The following is a 23,678-nucleotide window of genomic DNA, read 5'->3' on the forward strand; positions in this document are numbered from 1 at the left end:
CGTCATGGTGACTGTGGGGGGATCACCATCGGGAGTCCGGCGGCCTAAGGTCGTGGCATGCTGCGTTTGGACTGGTTACGCGACGCCGACCGGCCGTTCCTGTTCAGCGTTCTGTTCTGGGGCGTGCTCGTCGCCACCGCCGTCGTCCACGTCCTCTCTCCCAGCGGCCCGCTCGCCCGCGTGCTGACCGGGCTGAACCTCGCGCTGGTCGCGGGCCTGTGGCTGGTGTTGCCGTGGGACCTGTCGCGAGGCCGCCGCTTCGTGGCCCCGATGTTCCTGGTGGCCACCCTGCTGCTGGGGGCCACCGGTTCCAGGGGCACCCACACGCTGCTCCCCCTCATCGCCGTCGCCAACCTCGCCTTCCTGTACGGCATGCGCGCCGCGTCGGTCATCCTGACGTCTCTGGCGGTGTTCCTGTTCGCGGCCGTCCCGCTGCTCTTCGGCAAGTCCGTCCTCGACGGGCTGGCCCAGGTCGGGGAGATGGCGATGTTCTCCGCGTTCGTGCTGGGGATGGCCTCGTCCACCCTGGAGGCGCGCCGCAGCCGTGAGGAGACGCGGCGCCTGCTGGGGCGGATCAGGGAGCTCGCGGTCGCGGAGGAACGGGCGAGGATGGCCGCGGAGATGCACGACTCGATCGGGCACCACCTGACCGTGATCAAGATGGATCTGGAGAACGCCGAACGTTTCCGCGAGCGCCGCCCGGACGCCGCCTGGGACGAGGTGCGCCAGGCCAAGGAGCTGACCGTCGAGGCGCTGGCCGACGCCCGGCGATGGGTGCGCGCGCTGCGCCCGCTCGGGCTGGACGGCCGGGTGGGCAGCGCGGCGCTGGAACGGCTGGCCGCCTCGTTCGACGGCACGGGCATCACGGTCACCTTCGAGGTGGAGGGCACCGAGCACCGGCTGGACGCCGACGCCGAGCTGGTGCTGTACCGGGTGCTGCAGGAGGGGCTGACCAACGCGCTCAGGCACGCCGAGGCGCTGCACGTGAGCGTCAGGCTCGTCTTCGGTGAGGCGCGGACCGTGCTCGTGGTCGCCGACGACGGCAAGGGCACCGGCGAGCGCTCCCGGCGGGGTTTCGGGCTGACGGCGCTGACCGAGCGGGCCCGGGCCCTCGGAGGTACGCTGACCGGCGGCAACGCCCCGGAGGGCGGGTTCGCGTTACGGGCCGAGCTACCGGTCGCTCCGGCCGGAGTGGGGAGGCGATCGTGAGCTCGATCAGGATCATCCTGGTCGACGACCAGGCGCTGATGCGCCGGGGGCTGCGCAAGCTGCTGGAGGTCGAGCCCGGGATCGAGGTGGTGGGGGAGGCGGCCGACGGCCAGGAGGCGCTGCGGGTGGTGGCGGAGACCGACCCGGACGTGGCTCTCGTGGACGCGCGGATGCCCGGGATGGACGGGGTCGAGCTGATCGTCCGGCTCGCCGCGGAGCACCCGAGGGTGGCCGCGATCGTGCTCAGCACCTTCGACGAGGACGACTACATCTTCGGCGCGCTGCGCGGCGGCGCCCTGGGCTACCTGCTCAAGGACTGCTCACCCGAGGAGCTGGTCTCGGCAGTCCACCGGGTGGGCCGGGGGGAGACGGTGCTCGGCGCCCCGGTGGCCGCCAGGCTGGTCGCCGAGCTCCGGCACGCGCCCGCGGCGGGCGGCGGATCGCGGGCGGAGGACCTGCTCTCCACCCGCTTCCGCGGGCAGGACCTGCTCTCCGCCCGCGAGGTCGAGGTGGCCAGGATGGTCGCACAGGGGGCCGCCAACCGGGAGATCGCGGCCCGGCTGTTCATCACCGAGGGCACGGTCAAGAACCACGTCTCCAGCGTGCTGCGCAAGCTGGGCCTCCGCGACCGGATCCAGCTCGCCCTGCACCTCAAGGAGTGACCTCGCGCCGGCGCATCCGATGAAACGTACGCGGTCACCGCGCTAGCGGGTGAGCAGGCCCCGGTCCAGGGCCGTGGTCACGGCGGCGGTGCGGTCGGAGACGCCGAGCTTTCCGAAGACGCGCAGCAGATGGGTCTTCACCGTGGTCTCGCTGATGAAGAGGGCCCTGCCGATCTCCGCGTTGGTCAGCCCCCCGGCGACCAGGGAGAGCACCTCCGTCTCGCGTGGCGACAGCGACTCGGCCACCGGAGCCCGCATCCGGGTGACCAGCCTGGTCGCCACCGACGGCGACAGCACGGTCTCCCCGCGCGCCGCCGAGCGGATCGCGGCCAGCAGGTCGGCCCTGGAGGTGTCCTTCAGCAGATACCCCGCCGCACCGGCCTCGACCGCCCGCACGATGTCGGCGTCGGTCTCGTAGGTGGTCAGCACGACCACCCGGCTCTCCGGCCGCCCGGTGAGGATGCGCGAGGTGGCGCTCACCCCGTCCCCGTCCGGCATGCGCAGGTCCATCAGGATCACGTCCGGTGCGAGCTCCCCGGCCCGTACGACGGCCTCGTCCCCGGACGCCGCCTCACCCACCACCGTGATCCCGGGGTCGGCCTCCAGCATGCCCCGAAGGCCCTCGCGGACCACCGGGTGATCGTCGACGATCATCACGCGAAGCATGTGTCACACCCTCTGGGCGGGCTGGCCGGCCCGGCCGCCGGCGGCGCCGGGCAGGTCCGGAGGATCGTCGGCGGGGAGGGCGGGCGGATCGGTGGGGGCGCCGGTCGGCTCCGGGAGGTCGCCGTCGGCGGGGAGGGCGGGCCGGCCGGTGGGGACGACCACTTCGAGTGCCGTCCCCCCGCCGGGGAGTCCCGTCACCGTGAGGGTCCCGCCGACCTGCTCCACGCGGGCGCGCATGCCCCGCAGGCCGTACCCCTGGCCGCCGAGCGGCTCGAAACCGCGTCCGTCGTCGCGTACCTCCAGCCGCACGGAGCCGTCGCGGTAGGCGATCGAGACCGCGACGGACTCCGCGGCCGCGTGCCTGCGCACGTTGGCCAGGCCCTCCTGGGCGGCGCGGACGAGCACCACCTCGACGGGCGCGCTCAGCGGCCGGGGCTCCCCGTGCACCTCGAACCCGCCGGACAGGTCCGTCTCCTCGCCGAGCCGGTTCGTCAGCCGCCGCAGCGCCTCGTCCAGGGTCGAGTCGTTCAAAGGGGCCGGGCTCAGCGTGGTGACCAGCAGACGGGCCTCGGTCAGGTTCTCCCGTGCCGTCTGGACGGCCAGCGCCAGGTGACGGGACGGGTCCGGCTGCGCCTCGGCCGCCTGGATCAGCATGATGATGCTGGTGAAGCCCTGCGCCAGGGTGTCGTGGATCTCCCCGGCGAGCCGCTCGCGCTCGGCCTGTGCCCCGCGCTCGGCCGAGAGCCTGGCTATCTCGGCCCGGCTGCTCTCCAGCTCCTCGATGAGCGCGGCCCGCTCCCCGCTCTGCGTGGTGATCCGCTCGATCCAGATGCCGAACGTGGAGGAGAAGAAGATGGTGGTCATGGCGACCACCAGGAAGTTGAACGGCTCCGGATTCTCCTCCAGGAACAGGTAGCGGATCATCGGGGAGAGGTTCAGCGCGATCATGGCGATGATCGCCCACCTGACGCGGAAGACGATGAAGCACTGCGGGCACAGGCCGAACAGGGCGAACGTCACGTAGGACGCGGTGAGCCCCGGGGGAACGAACAGCGTGATCAGCAGGACGATGTAGATCGCCCCTCGCACCCGGTCACCGCCGACGATCGCCGGGCGGCCCAGCAGGACGTAGAGCGGCAGGATCGCGGCCAGGCAGCCCGCCACGATCACCTTCTCCGACACGGGCACGTCGGCGGCGAGCGCGCCCCAGATGGGCGGGAGGAGCCCGAGGACCAGAAGTATCTCCCAGCCCCACAGCGACTCCCAGGCGTGGGCACCGGCCCCCCGGACGGGGGGCTCGGTGTGGCCGTCGCGGCTCATCCGTCTCGGCGGCTCTTCCAGCGGAACGTCATCAGGCACAGCAGCAGTCCTCCGATCGCCCAGGCTCCCAGAACCAGGGCGACCCGGTCGAGTTCGTACGAGTTCGCGACCTCGAGCGTGGCACCGGCGTCACCCAGGAAGACCGACCGGAAACCCTGGCACATCCACTTGAGCGGGAAGATCGAGGCGACGTTCACCAGCCAGGCCGGCAACTGCCCGATGGGGATGAACACCCCGGAGATGAACTGCAGCACCACGAACGGCATCGCGATCACCGCGCCGGCGCTCTTGGCCGACCTGGGCAGGCTGCTGATCGCGACCCCGAGCAGGGACGAGCCGGCCACACCGAGCACGAACACCCAGGTGAAGGTCACCCACCTGGACGCCTCCGACGGCAGGTCCAGGTCGAACAGCGCGACCCCGATGGCCAGCAGGATGACGACCTGCAGGAAGGAGACGAACAGGGTGTTGAGGGCCTTGCCGATGAAGTAGGAGGTACGGGGCAGCGGGGTGCTCGCCAGCCGTTTGAGGGTGCCGTCGTCACGGTCCATCGCGACGTTGATGCCGAGGTTCTGGAACCCCGTCATCGCGGCGGTCCCGATGAGTCCGGCCACGTAGAGCTGGGAGACGGTCAGGCCGGTTCCCTCCATCTCGCTGGAGAAGATCGAGCCGAAGAGCACCAGCATGACGATCGGGAGGGCGAAGGTGAAGATCACCGCGTCCCGCTCGCGGAAGAACATCCTGTTCTCGAGGACCATCCGTGACAGCCCCAGTCGCATCACGGAGGGTTGCCCGGCCTGGACGGCCGGGGCGGAAGGGCGGGCAAGGGTCTGGCTCATATGGCTGATCACCTCGGGGGATCGGTCGGCGCTCGTACGGGAGACGATCAGGCTGGGGTCTCGATGAGGCGGAGGTAGACGTCCTCCAGGGTGGGACGGGTCACGGCCAGTTCGGGGACCTCGCCGTCGAAGCGGCCGGTCAGCTCCAGGACCGTCCTGGTCGGCGTGTCCGTCTCCAGGGAGCGGCGTTCACCCGCGTCGGACCAGCTCACCAGGGCCTTGGCGGTGGCCCTGCCGCCCAGGGTCTTGGGCTCGCCCTCGGCCACGATCCGCCCCCCGGCGACCACGGCCACCCGGTCGGCCAGTGCCTCGGCCTCGTCCAGGTAGTGGGTGGTCAGCACGATCGTGGTGCCGTCGCGGGCCAGGCCCTCGATCAGCTCCCAGAACCGCCTGCGGGCCTCCGGGTCGAACCCGGTGGTCGGCTCGTCCAGGAAGAGCAGCTCCGGGTCGCCGATCACCCCCAGCGCGACGTCCACCCGGCGCCGCTGGCCGCCCGAGAGCTTCCGGATGCGCTGGTCCGCCTTCTCCGTGAGCCCGACCTGCTCGATCACCTCGTCCGGGTCCTTGCCCCTCGGGTAGTAGCCGGCAAAATGCCGCACGGTCTCCCGTACGGTCGCCTCGGCCGCGTCGTCGGCCGTCTGCAGCACGACGCCGATCCGCGAACGCCACGCGCGGGTGGGCCTGCCGGGGTCCACCCCCAGGACGCTGACCTCCCCGGCGTCCCTGGTGCGGTGTCCCTCCATGATCTCCACCGTGGTGGACTTCCCGGCCCCGTTCGGGCCCAGGATCGCGAACACCTCGCCCGCGTGGATGTCGAGATCGATCCCCCCGACGGCCTGGACGTCGCCGTAGCGCTTGGTCAGGCCTCTCACTCTCACCGCTGTGTGCATGTCCCAAGCGTCGCGTTCGCACGGTCCGTGCGGCACCGACGTTCGATGGAACCCCGTGTCCACCGAACGGAGGACACGGGGCCGCGTCATCCGGTTCGGTTGTCAGGGGAACCGGTGTAACGGGGACCGTCGTCAGGGGGACCACAGAACGACCGGGGAGCGCGAGGGGCCGAAAAGGCCCTTCGCCCGGGGTTCGGGGCGGTGCCCTGAGGAGACCCTGAGGAGACCCTGAGGAGACCCTGAGGAGACACGGCCTGAGCCTGGTTCGCGCGAAGCGCCGGGGCGGTGAGACCGGCGAGGTCGGTGAGGTCCATGCCGTCAGGTCACGAGCGGCTTGAGATACTTCCCCCATGTCCCCGGTGTCCTTCGCGCTCCTTGTTCTCGCCGTTCTCGCCATCGTGTTGCTCGTCGTCACGAACCTGCCTCGCCGAGGCCGGACGGCGTCGTACGAGAACGCGGACCACGGGGGCGTGGTCGTCTACTGGCGCCCCGGTTGCACGTACTGCATGAAGTTGCGCACGCGCCTGCGCTTCACGCGGCTGCGCTACAGCGAGGTCAACATCTGGAGAGATCCCGAGGCGGCGGCGTTCGTCCGCTCGGTCGCGGACGGGAACGAGACCGTACCGACCGTGACCGTGGCCGGAAAGGCGATGGTGAACCCGTCGAAGGCCCGGCTGCTCGAAGCGGTCAGGACGCACACCCCGCACCTGGCACCCGGCGACGGGAGGCCGGCCGGGGAGCGTGACTGACGGAGCAGGCGTGACGCCCGGCCCCGGGGCGGGAATCCCCACGGGATCGCATCGCGGAGATCCCCGCCGAAGACCGGCCGTCGGTGCGTCGGGCGTCGGAACTCAGAACAGGGTGTCGTTGCGCTCGATGCCGCGCAGCTCGTCGTAGTCGAGGGTGACGCAGCGGATGCCGCGGTCCTCGGCGAGGGTCTTGGCCTGGGGCGCGATGCTCTGGGCGGCCAGGACGCCGCCGACCGGGGCGAGCAGGGGATCGCGGTTCATCAGCTCCAGGTAGCGGGTGAGCTGTTCCACGGCGTCGATGCCCGCGCGGCGCTTGAGCTCCACGGCGACGGACGCGCCCGTGTGGTCGCGGCAGAGGATGTCGACGGGGCCGATGGCCGTCATGTACTCGCGGCGGACGAGCGTCCAGCCCGCGCCCAGGGTGGTGATGTGCTCGGCGAGCAGCTCCTGCAGGTGGGCCTCGACGCCATCCTTGATCAGGCCCGGGTCCACGCCCAGCTCGTGGCTGGTGTCGTGGATGATCTCCTCCATGGTGAGGACGAGCTTCTCGCCGGTCTTGCCGTGGGTCACCGTCCAGGTGCCCTCCTCCTCGCGGAGCTTGCACGGCGGGTTCATCCAGTTGAGCGGCTTGAAGGCCCGGTCGTCGGCGTGGATGGAGACGCTGCTGTCGGCCTTGATGAGGATGAGCCGGGGCGCCATCGGGAGATGGGCGGTGAGCTTCCCGACGTAATCCACGCTGCACCGCGCTATGACCAGACGCATGACCGAACCCTATCGGCCGGACGAGGCCCGGATCCCCGTGATCCGGCCGGGCGGCCTGATGACCTGGCGGCCCGGTGAACGAAGACGGACTCCCCGGCCGTACGGCTCGGGGAGTCACGCCCGTCGAGAGGAAGGGCCGCAGGGTCAGCGCATCGCCTCGGAGAGCTTCACGCGGGCGCCGGTACGCAGGACCGCGCGGCTGTAGATGCGGGCGCCGAGCATCAGGGTGCCCACCGTCGCCAGCAGCATCAGGACCGCCGCCACGAGGATCTCCCAGGTGTACACCTCGCCCCCGGCCATCCTGACCGGCATGACCATCGAGGAGAACGGCGGCACCAGCGACAGGATCCTGGCCACCGGGCTGCCCGGCTGGACCGCCGCGAAGTAGGCGACCAGGTAGGTGATCATCATGAGCATCGTCATCGGGGTCAGGACGCTGTTCGCGTCCTCCTGCCTGGACACCAGCGACCCGAGCGCCGCCGCCATCGCGGCGAAGAAGGCGTACCCGAGGATGAACCAGAACAGCGCGCTGACCACGATGCCCGTCATGCCCGGGGGCAGGTCGGCCGCGAGGCCGGTCGCCGCCGCCGCGCCGAGACCGGCCACGATGATCACGACCATGTTGGCCAGCGCGAGCGCGCCCAGCCCCACGATCTTGCCGCCGAGCAGCTGCCAGGGGCGGACCGAGGTGAGCAGGATCTCCACGATCCGGCTGCCCTTCTCCTCGACCACGCCCATCGCGACGTACATGGAGGAGTAGATGAGCAGGAAGAACAGCACCATGACCAGCAGGGACGCGATGCCCACCCGCACCCCCGCGTAGCGGGCGTCGGCGCCGATGGAGACCTGCTCCAGGGGGGCGACCCGCATGGCGGCGGCCACCTTGGCCGGATCGAGGCCCGCCTCGGACAGCTGCCGCTGGGTCTGGGTGGTCTGGTTCGCGGTCTCCAGCAGCAGGCCGAGCTCGCCGTCCACCTCGCCGTCGGCGAGCACCCTGCGGCGGTCCACCACGGCGGCGTCCACCTCGTCGAGGCTGATCGCGCTGACCGCGGCCCCCTCGTCGGGGAACTTCCTGATGGTGATCTTCACGTCCTTCGCCGCGCCGGTCAGGGCCGGTTCCAGCGCCTGCGCCTGCGCTCCGGCGAGTCCCACGGTGTAGGAGTCGGGCCCGGAGAAGAGCTTGGGCAGGAACGCCAGCGCCGCGACCAGGAGGGCGCTGACCACGAGCCCGATGACGAACGCCTTCGTACGGCCGCGCGTGACGATCTCCCGCCGCGCGACCAGCCACAACCCGTTCACGCGACGGCCTCCCTGAAGATCTCGGTGAGCGTGGGGCGCTGCCAGCCGAAGTGCTCGACCCTTCCGGCCTTGACCGCGAGGCGCAGGATCTCCTGGCCGTCGCCGTCGACGCCCGCGACGAGGACCTCGTCGCCCTTCTCGGTGACCTCTCCCGGCAGGGAGGCGGCCCATCCGGGGGAGGCGTCCCTGACGACCACCCTGAGCCGGCCGCGCCCCTCCCGGTCGCGCAGCTCCTCGACCGTGCCGCTGGCCACCACGCGGCCCGCGGAGATGATGCCGACCGAGTCGCAGAGCCGCTCGACGAGGTCCAGCTGGTGGCTGGAGAAGAGCACCGGCACGCCCGCGGCGCGGCGCTCGGCGAGCACCTCGGCCAGCGCGTCGACGGCGAGCGGGTCCAGCCCGGAGAAGGGCTCGTCCAGGATGAGCGCCTCGGGATCGTGCACCAGCGCCACCGCGAGCTGCACGCGCTGCTGGTTGCCCAGGGAGAGCGCGTCCACCGCGTCGTTGGCGCGCTCGGTGAGCGAGAGCCGTTCGAGCAGGTCGGCGGTGGCCTTCCTGGCCCCGCTCGGGGTCAGTCCACTGAGCCTGCCGAAGTACTCGACCTGCTCGGCGACCCTCATCTTCTGGTAGAGGCCGCGCTCCTCCGGCATGTAGCCGAACCGGCGCCGGTCGTCGAACGTCAGGGCCTTGCCGTCGCGGCGCACCGAGCCGGAGTCGGCGGTCAGCACGCCCATCAGGATGCGCATCGTGGTGGTCTTGCCCGCGCCGTTCGCTCCGACGAAGCCGAACATCTCGCCCGGTTTCACGGAGAACGTCACACCGTCCAGGGCGACCTTGTCGCCGTACCGTTTGTGCAGGTCGTCTAACTCGATCATTGGGGGGATCCCTCGGTGAGGCGCCTCAACACGGAGACGTAGTCATGGAACGCCCGGCGGCCCTCGTCGGTCATGGCCAGCCAGGTGCGTGGACGCTTACCCACGAAGGCCTTCTCCACGTGCACGTAGCCGGCCTCCTCCAGGGTGATGACGTGCTTGGAGAGCAGCGAGTCGCTGACCTCGATCGTGTCGCGCAGGAAACGGAACTCGGCCTTGTCGGTGGCCGAGAGGGCGGCCATGATCGACAGCCGGACGGGTGCGTGGATGACGTCGTCGAGGTCGTGCCGGGGGTGCGAGCCCGTGCCACCCCCGGTGCTTCCCGTGCCACCCCCCGTGCTCCCCGCGTCGCGCGTCGCCCGGCCCGCGCCGCCGCCCGTACGACGCGTACGGCCCGCCCCCTCCGTGCCGTTCGCGTCGCCGTTCGTGCCGTTCGCCACGCTCACCGCCCCGCCGGCAGCACGCGCCACGCCGCGTAGAGGGGCGGGACGCTCGCGCAGAGCGACAGCGCGATCAGCGCCGCGCTCCAGCCGACGCCCGGGTCGTCGGGACGGAGGAACGCGCCGAACACGAACACGATCACGACCAGGACGACGTACGAGATCGTCACGGGGCCGTTCGACCTGTTGGCCCAGGTGACCTCCGGGTCCTGGACCCTCATGCCGCCGAGGTATCCGACGAACAGGACGGTCAGCACGATCCACGCCACCCCGGCCGTGACCCGCGACCAGGCGGGGCCGAGGAACATGACGGGCCAGTAGACGATCGTGCCCAGACCGACGACCGCGTAGAGCAGGCCGACGACGCGCGCCGGCCGCCTGGTCCGCCGGTCGACCTCGGCGATCCGCCGCAGGGCCTCCTCCGGTGTCATCTCGTCCTTCACGTCTCCTCCTCCGCTCACATCCTCAAATGGTAATTACTACTCAACTCTGATTCAAGTACTTTCTGTCTGCTCCTCGGTCACCCGACCGGCTTTTGGGGTAGTCGGTACCTCTCTGGGAGACTGTTGCGATGCCGGAAAGGGCGGTCCGCCATGTGGGGCGGACCTGGCGGGCAGGGTGGGAGAGCGATGACGAGCACTTTTGAGGCGGTCGAGGTGACCGGGACACCCGATGGGACCGGGACGGACGACCTCGGCGCCGCGTGGGTCCGGAGCATCCGAGACCTGCCGTGAGCCCCCGCAAGGCCCGCCGCGCCGACCCCTTCGACCGAGGCGGCAACCGGGGACACTCCCGTCCCGTCGGCGGCTTCGTGCCCGGCCTCGACCGTACCGAGGAGTGGCCCGACGGCGACTGGCAGGTGCGCCGGGTCACCGGCGGCGCGGCGGACAAGGTCTACCGCTGCCCCGGCTGCGACCAGGAGATCAGGCCAGGCCTGCCGCACCTGGTCAGCTGGCCCGCCTGGCAGGGCGGGGAGGACGAGCGCAGGCACTGGCACACCGCGTGCTGGCGCAACCGGGTCAGGCGCGGTCCCGGCCGAAGCAGATACTGACCGGCCGGCCACGACCGGCACGACTGGCCACGACCGGCGCTGACGTCGGCCGGCCGAAGCGGATTCGAGGAGAGACATGGAGATTCGGGCCTCTACGGTGCTGCCCGCGCGCAGGGAGCCGATCGAGCTGCACACCGGCGACGGCCTGACGCTCGTCGGCGAGCTGGCCCTTCCCGCCGACCGGCCCCCGGTGGCCACGCTGGTCTGCCTGCACCCGCTGCCCACCCACGGCGGCATGATGGACAGCCACGTCTACAAGAAGGCGGCCAACCGGCTGCCCGCCCTCGCCGACCTGGCCGTGCTGCGCTTCAACACGCGCGGCACCACCTCGGAGCGGGGCACCTCCCAGGGCGCCTTCGGCGGGGGCGAGGACGAGCACCTCGACGTCGCCGCCGCCCTGGAGTACGCCGACTTCCACGACCTGCCCCGGGTCTGGCTGCTCGGCTGGTCCTTCGGCACCGAGCTGGCGCTCAAGTGGGGCCGCGACCCGCTGGTGGAGGGCGCGATCCTGCTCTCCCCGCCGCTGCACCGGGCCACCGACGCCGACCTCGACGCGTGGGCGGAGTTCGGCCGGCCGCTGACCGCGATGATCCCGGAGTTCGACGACTACCTGCGTCCCGAGCAGGCCCGCGAGCGCTTCGCCAGGGTGCCCCAGGCCGAGGTCGTCGGTGTCGACGACGCCAAGCACCTGTGGGTCGGCGAGCCGTACGTGCGCATCGTCCTCGACCGGATCGTCCTGCGGGTGAATCCGGCCGCCCACCCCCTGCCCACCGAGGTCCCGGACGCCTAGGAGCCTGTCCGGTTCGGACCTCTCACGGGATCTTCGTCGCCGTATCGCCGGGCGGGTCCCGTTCGTTGACGGCGGAGTTACCACAACGTCATAAACGGTTGTGGAACCGGGGGTGCCAGGAGGGGACCCCGGGAATACGGTGGACGGCGTGCAGCTGTACACACGGTCGGCGGGAGAGGGGCTTCCGGTCGTCCTCCTTCACGCGTTCCCCCTCTCGTCGGCCATGTGGCTGGCCCAGCGGGAGGGGCTGTCCACGGTCTGCAAGGTCATCACCCCCGACCTGCGCGGTTTCGGCGGCTCGGTGCTGGGCGAGGACGAGCCCTCCCTCGACGTGATGGCCGACGACGTCGTACGCCTGCTGGACCGCGAGGGCGTGGACCGCGCGGTCGTCGGCGGGCTGTCCATGGGCGGCTACGTGACGATGGCCCTGTGCCGCCGCCACCCCGACCGGCTGCTGGGGGTGATCCTCGCCGGCACCAAGGCGGGGGCCGACCCGGAGGCCGCCAGGTCCAACCGCGAGCGGATCGCCGCCGCGGTGCTGGAGGAGGGCACGTCCGTCCTGCTGCGGGAGGTGCTTCCCGGGCTGGTCGGGCAGACCACCGTGCGGCGCAGGGCGATGGTGTTCGGCCGGGTGCGCGGGCTGGTCCAGTCGGCCCCGCCGACGGCCGTCGCCTGGGCGCAGCGGGCCATGGCGGGCCGCCCCGACTCCTTCGACACGCTGCGGGCGCTCAAGACGCCCGTTCTGGTGATCGTGGGTGAGGAGGACGAGATCGCCCCGCTCGCCGAGGCGGAGGCGATGGTCGAGGCCGTGCCCGACGGGCGGCTCGCCGTGATCGAGAAGGCCGGTCACCTCAGCGCGGTCGAGCAGCCCGAGGCGTTCAACCGGGCGGTGTCCGGCTTCGTCGCCGGGCTCGCCGGGGGGTCGTCACCTCGCGGATGAGGGGATCGCCACCTCGCGGATGAGCGGCGCGATCGCCGCGCCGTGGCGGCGTCACAGGCATGGACGGCCTGGCGGGGCGGCGGTGAGACAGGAAGAGCCCGGCGACCGTGAAGGTCGCCAGGCTCTCTGGTAGCCGTCGCCAACGCCCCGGAGTCAGCGGCCGCCTATTCCTGCCACCACTCCGCGTCGTCGTCCTTCGTCTCGGCCCTGGCGGGCGCGGGAACCGGCTTCTCGGCGCCGTTGGCGGCGGCGGGGATGGCCGGCTTCGGCGGTGCCGCGGCGATCGCGGGCTCCGGCTCGGCGGCCGGGAGCGGCGCGCCACCGAGCAGCTGGCGCAGCTGCGCGAGGTGGCTGGTGATGCTGTCGCGCTGACGGGTCAGCTCGTCGACCTGGCGCTGGGCGACCGAGCGGCTGCGCTCGGACTCGGCCTTCGCCTCGGAGACGATGGACTCGGCGCTCGCCTTGGCCTCGGAGACGACCTGGTCGGCGTTCTTGCGCGCGTTGGCCAGCAGCTGCTTGGCGTGCGTGTCGGCCTCGCGGCGGGTCTGCTCGGCCTGCTGCGTGGCCTTGGTGGCCCGCTGCTCGGCGGTGGCCGCCCGCTGCTCGGCGGTGGCCGTCAGCTGCTGGGCCGCGGCCTGCGCGTTGGCGTGGCGCTCGGCCTCCTGGCGCTCGGCCTCCTCGCGCCTGGCGGCGAGCTGGATCTCGAACTCCGCCTCGTCCTGGGCCCGCTTGGCCTCGGACTCCTCGAGCACCCGCTGGGCCTGGGCGCGCATCTCGTCGGCCTGGCGCTTGGCGGTGGTGAGGACCTCGTCGCGCTCGCGCTTGGTCGAGGCGCGCAGCTGGGCCACCTCGCGCTCGGTGGTGGTGCGCAGCTTGGCGATCTCACGCTCGGAGTCGGCGCGCTTCTCGGCCACCTCGTGGTCGGCGGTGGCGCGCAGCTTGGAGACCTCGCGCTCGGTGGTGGCGGTCAGCTCGTCGGCCTCGCGGCGGGCCGTCGAGCGGATCTCCTCGGCCTCGCGCTCCGCGCTGGTGCGCATCTCGTCGACCTCGCGGGTGGCGAGGGCGCGCTTCTCGGCCGCCTCGTTCTCGGCGGCGGCGCGCAGGTCGGCGGCCTCGACCTTGGACGCCGCCTTGATCTCGTTCGCCTCGGACCTGGCCGCCTGGACCAGCTCGGTCGCCTGCTCCTCCGCCAGGCGGAGCAGTTGCTCGATGCGGGCGCCGAGCCCCGAGTAGGTCGGGCGCTCCTGCTCCTGAAGCTGGCGCTGGGAGTCGGACAGATCCCGCTGCAGGCCCTGAACCTGCTCCCGGGACTGCCGGAGCTCGCTGTCGAGCTGCTTCAGGTGGTCGTGGACCTGGTGCCGGTCATAGCCACGGAGCACCACGTCGAATTCCCGAGCGGGGGCGTCTTCAAAGAAGTTGTTGAGCTGGGCGTCGATGTCGGACTGCATGGAGGCTCGATCCTGGGTTGTCGAGACGGCTACACGGGCCGGACGGGGGTTTCAGGCATCCGAAGCGGGAGCCGGGGCGGGATCCACGTCCGGTGGTACGCCAGCGTACTCCGCCGGTGCCGAGTTGGCGGTCTCGTCCGGCTTTATGCGTGACTTGTTACGTATCAGCGTTTCTTGCATTCGGCGTGACCTCGGCTTGCCTTTCCGCGGCCTGCACGAGTTCGGTGAGCATTCCCCCGACGTCTTTGGGGTGAAGAAAAGCGATCGAGGAGCCCAGGGATCCGTGGCGCGGCTGCTTGTCGAGGAGGCGGACACCCCTGTCGCCGATCTTCTCCAGGGCCTGCACGACGTCCGGGACGCCGAAGGCGACATGATGAACACCTTCCCCGCGCTTCGCGAGAAATTTGCCGACCGGCGTGTCGGGGCCGAGCGGTTCGAGGAGCTGGATATAAGATCCACCGCCCTCGCCGTCGGCGATGTGCAGCATGGCCTCCTTCACTCCCTGCTCGGTGTTCACCTCGCGGGCCACCACCGTGAGCTCGAAGATCCGCTCGAACAAAGCGATCTTCTCCTCAAGGTCGTGGCAGGCGATTCCCACATGATCGATGCGCATGAACATAGGGACATCCTCCATGGCGATCGCTGATGTACTCATGGGTATGGTGGCAAAGTCGCCCCAAGCCCGCCAGGGAGGCTCCACTTATGTCTGGTTCCGTCATCGTCGCCGGAGCTCGTACGCCCATCGGAAGACTGCTCGGCTCGCTGTCCGGCCTGTCGGCCGCCGAACTCGGCGGCATCGCCATCAAGGCCGCGCTGGAGCGTTCCGGCGTCGCCCCCGAGGCGGTGCAGTACGTGATCATGGGGCAGGTGCTCCAGGCGGGCGCCGGTCAGATCCCCTCCCGCCAGGCCGCCGTCAAGGCGGGCGTCCCGATGACCGTGCCGTCCCTGACGATCAACAAGGTCTGCCTCTCCGGCCTGGACGCCATCGCCCTGGCCGACCAGCTCATCCGCGCCGGCGAGTTCGACATCGTGGTCGCGGGCGGCATGGAGTCCATGTCGAACGCCCCGCACCTGCTGCCCGGCCTGCGCAGGGGCGTGAAGTACGGCTCCGCCGGCATCGTCGACTCGATGGCCTTCGACGGCCTCACCGACGCCTACGACCAGGTGGCCATGGGCGAGTCCACCGAGCGGCACAACGCGCGCCTCGGCCTCACCCGCGAGGAGCAGGACGCGTACTCCGCCCGCTCCCACGAGCTCGCCGCGGCCGCGATCAAGAACGGGACGCTCGACGACGAGATCGTGCCGGTGGCCATCCCGCAGCGCAAGGGCGAGCCGGTGGTCTTCTCCGCCGACGAGGGTGTGCGCGGGGACACCACCGTCGAGATCCTGTCGCGGCTGCGGCCCGCGTTCGCCAAGGACGGCACGATCACCGCCGGGTCGGCCTCGCAGATCTCCGACGGCGCCTGCGCGGTGGTCGTGATGTCCAGGGCCAAGGCCGAGGAGCTCGGCCTCGACTGGCTGGCCGAGATCGGCGCCCACGGCAACGTCGCCGGGCCCGACAACTCGCTCCAGTCGCAGCCCGCCAACGCGATCAAGCACGCCCTCGGCAAGCAGGGACTCTCGGTCGGCGACCTCGACCTGCTGGAGATCAACGAGGCCTTCGCGCAGGTCGTCCTCCAGTCGGCCAAGGAGCTCGGCGTCTCCCTCGACAGGATCAACGTCAACGGCGGCGGCATCGCCGTCGGCCACCCGATCGGCGCCTCAGGCGCCCGCATCGTGCTCACCCTCGCCCACGAGCTCAGGCGCAGGGGCGGCGGTCTCGGCGCGGCCGGTCTCTGCGGTGGTGGCGGGCAGGGCGACGCCCTGATCATCCGCGTCCCCTCGGCATGACCGCGGAGGTCTCCGACCTGGTCGCGATGGCCAGGGAGGGAAGGCCGCGGGCCGTGGCCCGGCTGATCTCCATGGTCGAGAACGGCTCCCCGCGACTGCGGGAGATCACCGGGCTGCTCTGCGCGGACCGGCCGCACCGGGCCCGGATCATCGGGCTCACCGGCTCTCCCGGCGTCGGCAAGTCCACCTCGACCGGCATGCTGGTCCACGCGTTCCGCAAGCGGGACTTGAGGGTCGGCGTGCTCGCCGTCGACCCGTCCTCGCCGTTCACCGGCGGCGCGCTGCTGGGCGACCGGGTCCGGATGCAGGACCACGCCACCGACCCGGACGTGTTCATCAGGTCGATGGCGAGCCGGGGGCACCTGGGAGGGCTGTCGTGGGCCACGCCCCAGGCGTTGCGCGTCCTGGAGGCGGCCGGCTGCGAGGTCATCCTCGTCGAGACCGTCGGGGTCGGCCAGGCGGAGGTGGACATCGCCTCGATGGCCGACACCACCGTCGTGCTGCTCGCCCCCGGGATGGGCGACGGCATCCAGGCGGCCAAGGCGGGCATCCTGGAGATCGCCGACGTGTTCGTGGTGAACAAGGCCGATCGCGAGGGCGCCCAGGCAACCGTCCGCGAGCTCCGCAACATGATCGCCCTGGTCGAGCGGCCCTGGAGGCCGCCGATCGTGCAGACCGTGGCCTACCGGGGCGAGGGGGGCGAGGAGGTGGTCGGCGCCCTTGACGACCACCTGGCCTATCTGGAGGCGTCGGGCGAGCTCGTCCGCCGCCGCCACGCCAGGGCGAGGGACGAGATCGAGGCGATCGCCCTCACCACCCTGCGCTCCCGCTTCGCCCACCTGCACGGCGACCGGCGCCTCGACGCCCTCGCCACCCGCGTCCTGGACGCGGGACTCGACCCCTACACCGCGGCGGACGAGCTCCTGGCCGCCGCGGGCTGAGCGAGGTCCGCGTTCCGGTGTCCGAACCCGTGTGCCGGGGCTCGGACACCGGGGCTCAGGTCTCGTCGGCGAACTTGACGGTGACCTTCTCGAAGCCGAGACCCTTCAGCAGGCCCTCAAGCATGATCTTGGTGTTCTGGTCGGCCCGGTTGCGCAGGTCGCTGGCCTGGGCGGCCTCGGCGATCTTCCTCTCGGCCAGCATGTAGAGCTCCCGCTGGTCGGCGGGGGAGGAGGACAGCAGGTCCTCGACCCGGTCGAAGAGACCGCGTTGCTGGGCGTAGACGTACGAGCGCTTGTTGTCGAGATTCGGCTTCTCCAGCTGGGCGCGGGGCAGCTTCACCGTGACCTCGGTACGGTCGGGGGAGACCGTCAGGGCGTTGCCGGCGATGCCGCCGAAGTCGACGTAGGCGTCGACGCCGCCGGCTCCGACGAAGAGCGTCCGGCTGCCCTTGACCGCGTCGGGCAGGAAGGCCGCGTCCTTCTCCAGGTCGACCACGACCTGGAAGTTGCCGGTGGCGGCCTCGAAGCGGCTGAGGTTGTGGATGGACTCCAGCAGCACCGGCTGGCTGCGATCGACCGTCTCCTCGCCGAACGGGTTCAGCCACGACCAGGTGAGGCGGGCGCCCACGACGAGAAGGACGACGACGACGAGCAGCCCGGCGAGGAAACGCCAGCCGCGCCCGCGTCGGGCCGCCTGGGGCGCCGCGGGCGGAGCTTCTTGGGAGGCTTTCACAGCGCTCTCCTTCCCCGGACGATGACCTTCTCACGCGGAGCCTATGCCGATCTTCCTATCCCCGTGGCGACGGGAGCGCGCCGCCTTCGGCGAAGGGGACGCGCCAGGGGCCGTCCAGGGTGCTCGCTCCCGGGGACGGGGGTCCGCCGGGTGCCTGGTGGCCGGTGCCGGGCCGGGGTTCGGGGCCGGTCGAGGCGCCCCCCGCCCCCTGCCCGGTCTGCCCTGTCTGAGAGGTCTGCCCTGCCTGGCCCCCGAAGTGAGTGCTTTGTAGCCGGCAGCCGGTGAAGTCGGCGTAGTAGAGCCGGAGCCAGTCGCGCCGCTGGACGTCCGTGAGGCCGGAGAACCACGCCGCGGCGTAGCGGTGTTCCGGGAGCGGTCCGCCGGGCAGAGGCTCGCCGCGCAGCCACGCGGCCACGATGTCGCGGTAGCCCGCCGCGGGGGTGGCGTCGCACCGGGCGGCCAGGCCGTCGACGAACTCGTCGGCCGCCTTCTCGGCGAACCCGGCCGCCAGGTCGTCGACGTGGATCGCGATCACGCCCGCGGCGACCGGGGTGGTGTCGCGCCGTGGGTGCTGCTCCACCCGGGAGAACTCCCCGGGCGTCCCCGCCAGCCGGGACGCGATCTTGATGAACTCCGCGCTCAGCTCGGGCAGGCCGGCGCGCATCCCCGGGTGCACGCAGACCATGATCGGCCATTCCTGGCAGCTGTAGACGACCTGCTGGGCCGAGACCGGCTGTTGCTCGGTGAACAGCCGGGCCATGCCGGTCCCCGCGGCCAGCACCGCGATCAGCGCGGCGGCCAGCACCAGGGCCTGGCGCGTCACGACCGCCGCCCAGCCGAGCAGCAGCGCCGAGCTGATCCCCACCAGCCAGAGCGTCTGGTCGGTGAACGCCGCCGCGTTCAGCCCCTGGAACGGGTCGTACGGCTCCCGCGTCGCGGGGGCGAGCCGGTCGCCCCAGGCCGGCCCCTGGCACAGCCAGGTGAACAGGCTGTAGCAGCCGAGCCCGGCCAGGACCGGGGTGATCGTCCACGGCAGCAGCCAGCCGACCACCCAGCCGATGACGACGTACAGCGCCAGTCCGGCCGCGCCCATCACCAGGCCGCTGGGCAGCAGCCGCCCGGCCTGCTCCGTGATCATGGTTCTGACCGCCAGGACCACGACGGTGGCGGTGAACGCGCCCCCCGACACCACCAGGATCGCGAGTGGCGCCCGCACCGCCTGCCACGGCGTCATCGACCGCCCGCGTGTCCCGCGCCGCCTGCGCACCGCCACCCAGGCGGCGAACGCGGCCGCCACCGGGCCGGTCAGCCGGAGCGAGCCGATCACCGCGACGACGATGTTCTCCCACGCGCTGACACCGGGAACCAGGACGCTCCACGCCGCGACCACCCCGAGCACGAGCAGGATGGCGACGGCCATCAGCCCGCTCTGCTGGAGTTCCTCGCGTGAAACGCCCCTGTGCTCACGCACCGGCCGGCGTGGTGAGAACCCACGCCGTGTCGGTGTAGCCGAAGTCCGTCCGGCGTTCGAACGCCGTCAAGTTGTCGTTCATCAAGCACCCCCCGTGCCGTGAATGTGCGGACGCCGGTCCCCTCGGCACCGGTCCGGCTCGCGTCCCCCGCAGGCCGGACTGAGTCATCGTGGCCACTTGGCCACGGCCTCACCATTCGATGTGGGAACCATAACGGAGCGTGACGTTTGGCGTCCGGGTTCTTGGTGAAGCCATCAGTCCGGTGACTCTACGTATATGGGCGAACCGGGATGAGGCCGCGCTACCGTAGCCCTGTGGTTACAGGTCAGCTGAATCTCCCGTTTGACCCCATCGAACGTGCCGCGGAGACATGGCGCGTTCACTTCGGGCCCTCCTCGGCCATGGCCGCCGTCACATCGATCATGAGAGCGCACCAGATCCTGCTGTCGCAACTGGACACGCTGCTCAAACCGCATGACTTGACCTTCGCCCGGTACGAGGCGCTGGTGCTGCTGACCTTCAGCAGGACGGGGGCGCTGCCGCTCTCCAAGATCGGCGAGCGCCTGATGGTCCACCCCACGAGCGTGACCAACACCGTGAGCCGCCTGGAACGTGCCGGTCTGGTGCGGCGCATGCCCAACCCCCGCGACGGCCGGGGCGTGCTCGCCGAGATCACCGACCGGGGCCGCGAGACCGTCCGCCGGGCGACCGCCGACCTGATGGACGCCGACTTCGCCCTGCCCATGTACGACGAGACGAAGCTGGACCAGATGTTCGACCTGTTCAGAACCCTCCGCGTGGCCGCCGGCGACTTCCAGTACTGAAGGCGACGCGTCGCGGTGAGGCCGCTCTTACCCGGCTCCTTCCCTCGTCGAACGAGGCCGCTCGTTCCTCGCGACCCCGCTCTCCTCGGTCCAGTCCCCGGCGCCGCCTCACGTCTCCGGCAGCGGTCCCCCGCAGCGCGCGGCCGTACGCCTGGCCAAGAATTAATAGGACGTCCTAGTATCTGCATGAGGCCACAAGCCGGATAAGAAGCCACATGCCGTACAAGGGAGTTGGCCATGGACGCTGAGCGGATCGAGGCGGGACGGGCTCGCTGGCAGGCGCGGTTCGACGGGGCGCGCAAGCGCGAGGCGGAGTTCCGCACCCTCTCCGGGATCGACGTGGAGCCGGTCTACGGGCCCGAGGGCGGCGATCCGCGCATGGAGCGCATCGGCTGGCCCGGCGAGTACCCGTTCACGCGCGGTCTGCACCCCACCGGCTACCGGGGCAAGGCGTGGACCATCAGGCAGTTCGCCGGGTTCGGCAACGCCAGGCAGACCAACGAGCGCTACAAGATGATCCTCGGCGCGGGCGGCGGCGGGCTGAGCGTGGCCTTCGACATGCCGACGCTGATGGGCCGCGACTCCGACGACCCGCGCTCGCTCGGCGAGGTCGGCCACTGCGGCGTGGCGATCGACTCCGCGCTGGACATGGACCTGCTCTTCGACGGCATCCCGCTCGGCGACACCACCACCTCGATGACGATCAGCGGCCCGGCCGTCCCGATCTTCTGCATGTACGTCGTCGCCGCCGAACGGCAGGGGGTGCCCCTCGGGAAGCTCAACGGGACCCTGCAGACCGACATCTTCAAGGAGTACATCGCGCAGAAGGAGTGGCTGTTCGCCCCCGAACCGCACCTGCGGCTGATCGGCGACCTGATGGAGTTCTGCGCCACCGAGATCCCCGCGTACAAGCCGCTCAGCGTGTCCGGCTACCACATCCGCGAGGCCGGGTCCACGGCCGCCCAGGAGCTGGCCTTCACCCTGGCCGACGGGTTCGGCTACGTGGAACTGGGCCTGTCGCGCGGCCTGGACGTCGACGTCTTCGCCCCGGGCCTGTCCTTCTTCTTCGACGCGCACATCGACTTCTTCGAGGAGATCGCGAAGTTCAGGGCCGCCCGGCGGATCTGGGCGCGGTGGCTGCGCGACGTCTACGGCGCGAAGACCGACAAGGCCCAGTGGCTGCGCTTCCACACCCAGACGGCCGGTGTGTCGCTGACCGCGCAGCAGCCGTACAACAACGTGGTGCGCACCGCGGTCGAGGCGCTCGCGGCGGTGCTCGGCGGCACCAACTCGCTGCACACCAACGCGCTCGACGAGGTCCTCGCGCTGCCCTCCGAGAAGGCGGCGGAGATCGCGCTGCGCACCCAGCAGGTGCTCATGGAGGAGACCGAGATCGTCAACGTCGCCGACCCGCTCGGCGGCTCCTGGTACGTGGAGGCGCTGACCGACCGGCTGGAGGCCGAGGCCGAGGCGATCTTCACGAGGATCAGGGAGATGGGCTCGGACGGCACGATGACCTCGGGCATCCTGCGCGGCATCGAGGACGGCTGGTTCATGTCCGAGATCGCCGAGGCGGCCTTCGACTACCAGCGAAAGCTGGAGAAGGGCGAGAAGAGGATCGTCGGGGTGAACTGCCACACGGCCTCCATCGACGAGCCGCTGGAGATCCTCCGGGTCAGTCATGAGGTCGAGCGCGAGCAGAACCGCGTCCTGGCCGAGCGCCGCGCCACCCGCGACCAGGCGGCCGCGGACGCAGCCCTGGCCACGATGGTGCAGGTCGCCAAGGGTGAGGGCAACATGATCCCCGCCATGCTCGACGCGGCCAGGGCCGAGGCCACGCTGGGCGAGATCTGCGACGCGCTGCGCGACGAATGGGGCGTCTACACCGAACCGGCCCGCTTCTAGCGGTGGCGCGTCGGGGCATCGACCGGGATACGGCAGGATTGGAGTCATGAGCCCAGCGGACTTCACTCGACCCGGATCGCTCTACGGCGCCGTCGATCTCGGCGCCCGCAAGCAGGCACTCGAGGCACAGGCGCGGCGGGAGACCACCGCGCAGGAAACCGGCGGTGTTCCGGCGCCGGTCATCGACATCGACGACGCCAACTTCGCGACCGAGGTCGTCGAACGCTCCATGAACGGCCTCGTGCTGCTGGAGCTCACCGTCACCCGTGCCGAGCAGGCCAAGCAGTACAGCCAGCTTCTGGAGAAACTGGCCGCGGAGAACACCGGCCGGTGGGTCCTGGCCAGGGTCGACGTCGAGCTCAGCCCGCAGATCGCGCAGGCGCTCCGGGTGCAGAACGTGCCCGCCCTGTACGCGATCTTCCAGGGGCAGCCGGTGGCCGTCGTCCCGGGCATCGCCACCGAGCCGCAGCTGCGCGACTGGCTGTCGCAGCTGATGGAGGCACTGGCCCAGTACCTCCCGCCCCCCGGTGAGGAGGCCGCGAACGGGGCGGAGGAGCAGCAGCCGCAGGAACCCCCGGTCGACCCGGACGTGCTCGCCGCCGAGCAGGCCATCGACGCCGGTGACCTCGACGGCGCGGTGGCCGCGTACGAGCGGCTGCTGGCCCGCTCGCCGAACGACCAGGACGCCAAGCTGGGCCTGGCCGGCCTCGGCCTGATCCGCCGTACCCAGGACGTCGACCCGGCCGGCCTGCAGAGCCGCCTGGCCGACCCCGCCGACATCGAGGCCCAGCTCCTGGCCGCCGACTTCGAGATGCTCTCCGGCGAGGTGGACAAGGCCTTCGACCGGCTCGTCGACGTGGTGCGCCGCACCTCGGGCGCCGACCGCGACACGGCCAGGGTGCACCTGCTCGGACTGTTCGACACGCTCCCCGGTGACGACCCCTCCATCGGCAGGGCCCGCAGGAACCTGGCCAGCGCCCTGTTCTGAGCCCTGTTCCGAGCGGCGTTCCGGGCGATCGGCGGTCCGGGCACCCGGCTCACGGTCCGGATCGAGGGCCGGGTGACAGCCAGGCGACATGGGGTTGGAAGCAGTTGGTGGTGGAGCAGGTATCAGTACACGTGAGTGATCTTGAAAGAGTGGGTTAAGGCACAGGGTGTCCACCCGATCACCGCTTACCGGTGGTATCGGGAAGGCGCCTGGCCCGTGCCCGCCTGTAAGGTCGGACGGCTGATCCTGGCCCAGACGTCGATCCCGTCGCCTCGCACGACGCAACCACCATGGGGTAGGCCTGCGTCTCTTCGGCGGAGGCGTCTTCGTCGACCTGCCCGCCTCCACCGACCCCACCTCGGCGGTCGCGGGCGGCTACGAGATCCAGATCGACGCCACCGACACCGCCACGGCTGACAAGACCACCGGCTCCCTCTACGGCTTCATGCGCTACCGAGGCGGGCGTCTGTCTCTTCGCCGATCGGGTAGTCATTGATCATGACTCCTACGTTACGTTAACGGTCAACGACGTACCGTGACGGGGAGGGTTAATGCGGGTCCACCAGGCCTACCGCTACGCCCTGGACCCCACCCCCGAGCAGGCGCGCCTGCTCGCCTCCCACTGCGGCGCGTCCCGGTTCGCCTTCAACTGGGGCCTGGCCCGCATCAAGGCCGCGATGGATCAGCGTGCGGCCGAGCAGTCCTACGACATCGCCGATGAGATGCTGACCGAGGTGCCGTGGTCGCTGTATGGCCTGCGCCGCGCCTGGAACGCCTCCAAAGAGGTCATCGCCCCGTGGTGGGCCGACAACTCCAAAGAGGCGTACAACAGCGGCTTGGACGGGGTGGTACGGGCGTTGAGGAACTGGTCGGCCTCCCGCAACAGCACCCGTAAGGGGCCGAAGATCGGGTTTCCCCGGTTCAAGTCCAAGCACCGCGCCGTTTCCTCGTGCCGGTTCACCACCGGAGCGATCCGGGTGGAGGCCGA

General features: G+C 71.0%; 25 protein-coding genes and 1 pseudogene. 13 read left to right on the forward strand and 13 right to left on the reverse strand.

The features are described 5' to 3' along the window. Window positions 1-57: 57 nt before the first annotated feature. Both ACTOQ3_RS32470 and ACTOQ3_RS32475 read left to right on the forward strand, forming a co-directional pair. Window positions 58-1,209 carry a sensor histidine kinase gene (locus ACTOQ3_RS32470; RefSeq protein WP_440087257.1) on the forward strand — a complete coding sequence of 384 codons (1,152 nt, stop codon included), beginning with the start codon at window positions 58-60 and terminating at the stop codon, window positions 1,207-1,209. A 38-nt stretch (window positions 1,210-1,247) separates the two neighbouring features. After that, on the forward strand, window positions 1,248-1,871 hold the full coding sequence (locus tag ACTOQ3_RS32475; RefSeq protein ID WP_440087286.1) for a response regulator: 624 nt from the start codon (window positions 1,248-1,250) through the stop codon (window positions 1,869-1,871). Between the two features lie 42 nt (window positions 1,872-1,913). Here ACTOQ3_RS32475 and ACTOQ3_RS32480 read toward each other — a convergent pair whose 3' ends face one another. The 4 genes from ACTOQ3_RS32480 to ACTOQ3_RS32495 are packed head-to-tail and all read right to left on the reverse strand — an operon-like array spanning window position 1,914 to window position 5,586. Beyond that, window positions 1,914-2,537 (reverse strand): response regulator, encoded by a 624-nt coding sequence (locus ACTOQ3_RS32480; protein ID WP_440087258.1) that lies wholly within the window; start codon window positions 2,535-2,537, stop codon window positions 1,914-1,916. A 3-nt stretch (window positions 2,538-2,540) separates the two neighbouring features. Beyond that, window positions 2,541-3,896 (reverse strand): sensor histidine kinase, encoded by a 1,356-nt coding sequence (locus ACTOQ3_RS32485; RefSeq protein ID WP_440087259.1) that lies wholly within the window; start codon window positions 3,894-3,896, stop codon window positions 2,541-2,543. Continuing rightward, window positions 3,854-4,696 carry an ABC transporter permease gene (locus ACTOQ3_RS32490; protein ID WP_440087260.1) on the reverse strand — a complete coding sequence of 281 codons (843 nt, stop codon included), beginning with the start codon at window positions 4,694-4,696 and terminating at the stop codon, window positions 3,854-3,856. The genes ACTOQ3_RS32485 and ACTOQ3_RS32490 overlap by 43 nt, the downstream gene beginning before the upstream one ends. A gap of 47 nt (window positions 4,697-4,743) precedes the next feature. Next, complete coding sequence (locus ACTOQ3_RS32495; RefSeq protein WP_440087261.1) at window positions 4,744-5,586, reverse strand: ABC transporter ATP-binding protein; 843 nt, start codon at window positions 5,584-5,586, stop codon at window positions 4,744-4,746. 350 nt (window positions 5,587-5,936) lie between these two features. On the opposite strand from ACTOQ3_RS32495, the gene ACTOQ3_RS32500 reads away from it, so the two are divergent. Next, a complete protein-coding gene (locus ACTOQ3_RS32500) occupies window positions 5,937-6,335 on the forward strand; it encodes a glutaredoxin domain-containing protein (protein WP_440087262.1) in 399 nt (132 codons plus the stop codon). Between the two features lie 102 nt (window positions 6,336-6,437). Here the strand turns inward: ACTOQ3_RS32500 and nucS are convergent, their stop codons facing one another. The 5 genes from nucS to ACTOQ3_RS32525 all read right to left on the reverse strand — a co-directional run bounded on the left by nucS (window position 6,438) and on the right by ACTOQ3_RS32525 (window position 10,151). Further along, window positions 6,438-7,097: an endonuclease NucS gene (nucS, locus tag ACTOQ3_RS32505; RefSeq protein ID WP_440087263.1), complete on the reverse strand. Its 660-nt coding sequence runs from the start codon at window positions 7,095-7,097 to the stop codon at window positions 6,438-6,440. A 144-nt stretch (window positions 7,098-7,241) separates the two neighbouring features. Further along, window positions 7,242-8,396: an ABC transporter permease gene (locus ACTOQ3_RS32510; RefSeq protein ID WP_440087264.1), complete on the reverse strand. Its 1,155-nt coding sequence runs from the start codon at window positions 8,394-8,396 to the stop codon at window positions 7,242-7,244. After that, entirely contained in the window at window positions 8,393-9,271 is an 879-nt protein-coding gene (locus tag ACTOQ3_RS32515; protein WP_440087265.1) for an ABC transporter ATP-binding protein, read from the reverse strand. The genes ACTOQ3_RS32510 and ACTOQ3_RS32515 overlap by 4 nt, the downstream gene beginning before the upstream one ends. Next, window positions 9,268-9,708: a winged helix-turn-helix domain-containing protein gene (locus ACTOQ3_RS32520; RefSeq protein ID WP_440087266.1), complete on the reverse strand. Its 441-nt coding sequence runs from the start codon at window positions 9,706-9,708 to the stop codon at window positions 9,268-9,270. Before ACTOQ3_RS32520 ends, ACTOQ3_RS32515 begins: the two co-directional genes overlap by 4 nt. 2 nt (window positions 9,709-9,710) lie before the next feature. After that, window positions 9,711-10,151, reverse strand: a complete 441-nt coding sequence (locus tag ACTOQ3_RS32525) for a hypothetical protein (protein ID WP_440087267.1) — start codon at window positions 10,149-10,151, stop codon at window positions 9,711-9,713. Between the two features lie 287 nt (window positions 10,152-10,438). Between ACTOQ3_RS32525 and ACTOQ3_RS32530 the strand changes: the two genes are divergently transcribed. From ACTOQ3_RS32530 to ACTOQ3_RS32540, 3 genes are all read left to right on the forward strand, one after another. Next, window positions 10,439-10,759 (forward strand): ATP/GTP-binding protein, encoded by a 321-nt coding sequence (locus tag ACTOQ3_RS32530; RefSeq protein ID WP_440071814.1) that lies wholly within the window; start codon window positions 10,439-10,441, stop codon window positions 10,757-10,759. A gap of 76 nt (window positions 10,760-10,835) precedes the next feature. Further along, complete coding sequence (locus tag ACTOQ3_RS32535; protein ID WP_440087269.1) at window positions 10,836-11,549, forward strand: alpha/beta hydrolase; 714 nt, start codon at window positions 10,836-10,838, stop codon at window positions 11,547-11,549. A gap of 148 nt (window positions 11,550-11,697) precedes the next feature. After that, on the forward strand, window positions 11,698-12,489 hold the full coding sequence (locus ACTOQ3_RS32540) for an alpha/beta fold hydrolase (RefSeq protein WP_440087270.1): 792 nt from the start codon (window positions 11,698-11,700) through the stop codon (window positions 12,487-12,489). 164 nt (window positions 12,490-12,653) lie between these two features. On the opposite strand, the gene ACTOQ3_RS32545 is transcribed toward ACTOQ3_RS32540, so the two are convergent. Both ACTOQ3_RS32545 and mce read right to left on the reverse strand, forming a co-directional pair. Beyond that, window positions 12,654-13,937 (reverse strand): DivIVA domain-containing protein, encoded by a 1,284-nt coding sequence (locus ACTOQ3_RS32545; RefSeq protein WP_440087271.1) that lies wholly within the window; start codon window positions 13,935-13,937, stop codon window positions 12,654-12,656. A 157-nt stretch (window positions 13,938-14,094) separates the two neighbouring features. Further along, a complete protein-coding gene (gene mce / locus ACTOQ3_RS32550) occupies window positions 14,095-14,556 on the reverse strand; it encodes a methylmalonyl-CoA epimerase (RefSeq protein WP_440087272.1) in 462 nt (153 codons plus the stop codon). Window positions 14,557-14,639: 83 nt separating this feature from the next. On the opposite strand from mce, the gene ACTOQ3_RS32555 reads away from it, so the two are divergent. Both ACTOQ3_RS32555 and meaB read left to right on the forward strand, forming a co-directional pair. Further along, window positions 14,640-15,827: an acetyl-CoA C-acetyltransferase gene (locus ACTOQ3_RS32555; RefSeq protein WP_440087273.1), complete on the forward strand. Its 1,188-nt coding sequence runs from the start codon at window positions 14,640-14,642 to the stop codon at window positions 15,825-15,827. Next, window positions 15,824-16,768: a methylmalonyl Co-A mutase-associated GTPase MeaB gene (meaB, locus tag ACTOQ3_RS32560; protein WP_440087274.1), complete on the forward strand. Its 945-nt coding sequence runs from the start codon at window positions 15,824-15,826 to the stop codon at window positions 16,766-16,768. Before ACTOQ3_RS32555 ends, meaB begins: the two co-directional genes overlap by 4 nt. Before the next feature lie 55 nt (window positions 16,769-16,823). On the opposite strand, the gene ACTOQ3_RS32565 is transcribed toward meaB, so the two are convergent. Both ACTOQ3_RS32565 and ACTOQ3_RS32570 read right to left on the reverse strand, forming a co-directional pair. Continuing rightward, window positions 16,824-17,501, reverse strand: coding sequence for a DUF4230 domain-containing protein (locus ACTOQ3_RS32565; protein ID WP_440087275.1), 678 nt, complete (start codon window positions 17,499-17,501; stop codon window positions 16,824-16,826). A 55-nt stretch (window positions 17,502-17,556) separates the two neighbouring features. Then, window positions 17,557-18,972 carry a hypothetical protein gene (locus ACTOQ3_RS32570; RefSeq protein ID WP_440087276.1) on the reverse strand — a complete coding sequence of 472 codons (1,416 nt, stop codon included), beginning with the start codon at window positions 18,970-18,972 and terminating at the stop codon, window positions 17,557-17,559. Window positions 18,973-19,263: 291 nt separating this feature from the next. Here ACTOQ3_RS32570 and ACTOQ3_RS32575 point away from each other — a divergent pair, with 291 nt between their 5' ends. The 5 genes and pseudogenes from ACTOQ3_RS32575 to ACTOQ3_RS32595 all read left to right on the forward strand — a co-directional run. Further along, entirely contained in the window at window positions 19,264-19,797 is a 534-nt protein-coding gene (locus ACTOQ3_RS32575) for a MarR family winged helix-turn-helix transcriptional regulator (RefSeq protein WP_440087277.1), read from the forward strand. 237 nt (window positions 19,798-20,034) lie between these two features. Then, window positions 20,035-21,702 (forward strand): acyl-CoA mutase large subunit family protein, encoded by a 1,668-nt coding sequence (locus tag ACTOQ3_RS32580; RefSeq protein ID WP_440087278.1) that lies wholly within the window; start codon window positions 20,035-20,037, stop codon window positions 21,700-21,702. Window positions 21,703-21,748: 46 nt separating this feature from the next. Next, window positions 21,749-22,690, forward strand: a complete 942-nt coding sequence (locus ACTOQ3_RS32585) for a tetratricopeptide repeat protein (RefSeq protein ID WP_440087279.1) — start codon at window positions 21,749-21,751, stop codon at window positions 22,688-22,690. A gap of 135 nt (window positions 22,691-22,825) precedes the next feature. Continuing rightward, window positions 22,826-22,951: pseudogene (locus ACTOQ3_RS32590) on the forward strand (IS607 family transposase); the annotation flags it as partial. A gap of 290 nt (window positions 22,952-23,241) precedes the next feature. Beyond that, window positions 23,242-23,678 (forward strand): helix-turn-helix domain-containing protein (locus ACTOQ3_RS32595; protein WP_440087280.1); only part of this gene is annotated, 437 nt, incomplete at its 3' end.

This window comes from Streptosporangium sp. LJ11 (assembly GCF_051918945.1).
In the GTDB taxonomy this organism is placed as follows: domain Bacteria; phylum Actinomycetota; class Actinomycetes; order Streptosporangiales; family Streptosporangiaceae; genus Streptosporangium.

Excerpts from the sequence above, each read along its gene's own strand:
- ACTOQ3_RS32470 (WP_440087257.1), top strand. The coding sequence starts at position 58 with ATGCTGCGTTTGGACTGGTTACGCGACGCCGACCGGCCGTTCCTGTTC.
- ACTOQ3_RS32475 (WP_440087286.1), top strand. The coding sequence starts at position 1,248 with ATGCGCCGGGGGCTGCGCAAGCTGCTGGAGGTCGAGCCCGGGATCGAG.
- ACTOQ3_RS32480 (WP_440087258.1), bottom strand. The coding sequence starts at position 2,537 with ATGCTTCGCGTGATGATCGTCGACGATCACCCGGTGGTCCGCGAGGGC.
- ACTOQ3_RS32490 (WP_440087260.1), bottom strand. The coding sequence starts at position 4,696 with ATGAGCCAGACCCTTGCCCGCCCTTCCGCCCCGGCCGTCCAGGCCGGG.
- ACTOQ3_RS32495 (WP_440087261.1), bottom strand. The coding sequence starts at position 5,586 with ATGCACACAGCGGTGAGAGTGAGAGGCCTGACCAAGCGCTACGGCGAC.
- ACTOQ3_RS32500 (WP_440087262.1), top strand. The coding sequence starts at position 5,937 with ATGTCCCCGGTGTCCTTCGCGCTCCTTGTTCTCGCCGTTCTCGCCATC.
- nucS (WP_440087263.1), bottom strand. The coding sequence starts at position 7,097 with ATGCGTCTGGTCATAGCGCGGTGCAGCGTGGATTACGTCGGGAAGCTC.
- ACTOQ3_RS32515 (WP_440087265.1), bottom strand. The coding sequence starts at position 9,271 with ATGATCGAGTTAGACGACCTGCACAAACGGTACGGCGACAAGGTCGCC.
- ACTOQ3_RS32535 (WP_440087269.1), top strand. The coding sequence starts at position 10,836 with ATGGAGATTCGGGCCTCTACGGTGCTGCCCGCGCGCAGGGAGCCGATC.
- ACTOQ3_RS32545 (WP_440087271.1), bottom strand. The coding sequence starts at position 13,937 with ATGCAGTCCGACATCGACGCCCAGCTCAACAACTTCTTTGAAGACGCC.
- mce (WP_440087272.1), bottom strand. The coding sequence starts at position 14,556 with ATGTTCATGCGCATCGATCATGTGGGAATCGCCTGCCACGACCTTGAG.
- ACTOQ3_RS32555 (WP_440087273.1), top strand. The coding sequence starts at position 14,640 with ATGTCTGGTTCCGTCATCGTCGCCGGAGCTCGTACGCCCATCGGAAGA.
- meaB (WP_440087274.1), top strand. The coding sequence starts at position 15,824 with ATGACCGCGGAGGTCTCCGACCTGGTCGCGATGGCCAGGGAGGGAAGG.
- ACTOQ3_RS32575 (WP_440087277.1), top strand. The coding sequence starts at position 19,264 with ATGAGGCCGCGCTACCGTAGCCCTGTGGTTACAGGTCAGCTGAATCTC.
- ACTOQ3_RS32580 (WP_440087278.1), top strand. The coding sequence starts at position 20,035 with ATGGACGCTGAGCGGATCGAGGCGGGACGGGCTCGCTGGCAGGCGCGG.
- ACTOQ3_RS32585 (WP_440087279.1), top strand. The coding sequence starts at position 21,749 with ATGAGCCCAGCGGACTTCACTCGACCCGGATCGCTCTACGGCGCCGTC.